The sequence below is a fragment of the Kitasatospora sp. NPDC007106 genome, from assembly GCF_040634455.1.
Taxonomy (GTDB): Bacteria; Actinomycetota; Actinomycetes; order Streptomycetales; family Streptomycetaceae; genus Kitasatospora; species Kitasatospora arboriphila.
In genome coordinates this window covers 1-1,175 of the sequence record NZ_JBEYFP010001363.1, presented here as the reverse complement: position 1 = coordinate 1,175, position 1,175 = coordinate 1, and the positions used below count along the sequence as shown (strand labels likewise).

At 74.1% G+C, this 1,175-nt stretch carries 1 protein-coding gene; it reads left to right on the top strand.

Annotated elements, in window-relative coordinates; genetic code table 11:
* Positions 1 to 885: SDR family oxidoreductase (locus tag ABZ641_RS38505; protein ID WP_359989335.1), on the top strand; the 885-nt coding region annotated here is incomplete at its 5' end.
* Positions 886 to 1,175: the final 290 nt, after the last annotated feature.

Below are 1,175 nucleotides of genomic sequence, written 5' to 3'. Positions count from 1 at the left end.
CTGGTCGCGGGGGCGACCCGGGGCGCGGGGCGCGGCATCGCGGTGGAACTCGGTGCGGCGGGCGCCACGGTGTACGTGACCGGCCGCAGCACCCGCGCGCAGCGGTCCGAGTACGACCGCCCCGAGACCGTCGAGGACACCGCCGACCTGGTGACCGCGGCGGGCGGGCACGGCATCGCCGTCCCCACCGACCACCTGGTGCCCGCGCAGGTCCGCAGCCTGGTGGACCGCATCGACGCCGAACAGGGCCGGCTCGACGTCCTGGTGAACGACGTCTGGGGCGGCGAGAACCTCTTCCAGTGGGACACCCCGGTGTGGGAGCACGACCTGGACAACGGGCTGCGACTGCTGCGCCTCGCGGTGGAGACCCATGCGATCACCAGCCACCACGCGCTGCCCCTGCTGCTGCGTCACCCCGGCGGCCTCGTCGTCGAAGTGACCGACGGCACCGCCGAGTACAACCGCGACACCTACCGGGTCTCGTTCTTCTACGACCTCGCCAAGACCTCGGTGCTGCGGATGGGCTTCGCGCTCGGCGAGGAGCTCGGACCGCGCGGCGCGACCGCGGTCGCGCTGACGCCGGGCTGGATGCGCTCGGAGATCATGCTCGGCCACTTCGGGGTGACGGAGGAGAACTGGCGCGACGCCCTCCGGGTCGAGCCGCACTTCTGCATCTCGGAGACCCCGTTCTTCGTCGGCCGGGCCGTCGCCGCGCTGGCCGCCGACCCGGAGGTGGCCCGCTGGAACGGCCGGTCCCTCTCCAGCGGCGGCCTCGCCCAGGTCTACGGCTTCACCGACCGCGACGGCAGCCGGCCCGACGCCTGGCGCTACATGGTGGAGGTCCAGGACCCGGGCCGCCCCGCCGACGCCACCGGATACCGCTGAGCTTCCGTACGCCCGGTGACCGGTGGCGTCACCCGGTGACCGGTGGCATCGCCCGGCCACGGAGTCTGGCCGGGTCGGGCGGCGGTGTCAAAGGACAGCCGTGGGCCGGGACTTGGACTTTTGTCGCTGGCGGGCCGGGTTTCGGGGAGCTCTGCGGACGGCTGCGGCGCGACCCTTGACACCCTTGTCGGCGGCCCGCCGGGCTGGGAGGAGTGGCTCCGCGCCGAGCTCGAGGGCCTGGAGGCGTCCGCGCTGCGCGCGCACCGGATCGCGGTGTGGCGCCACCGGCT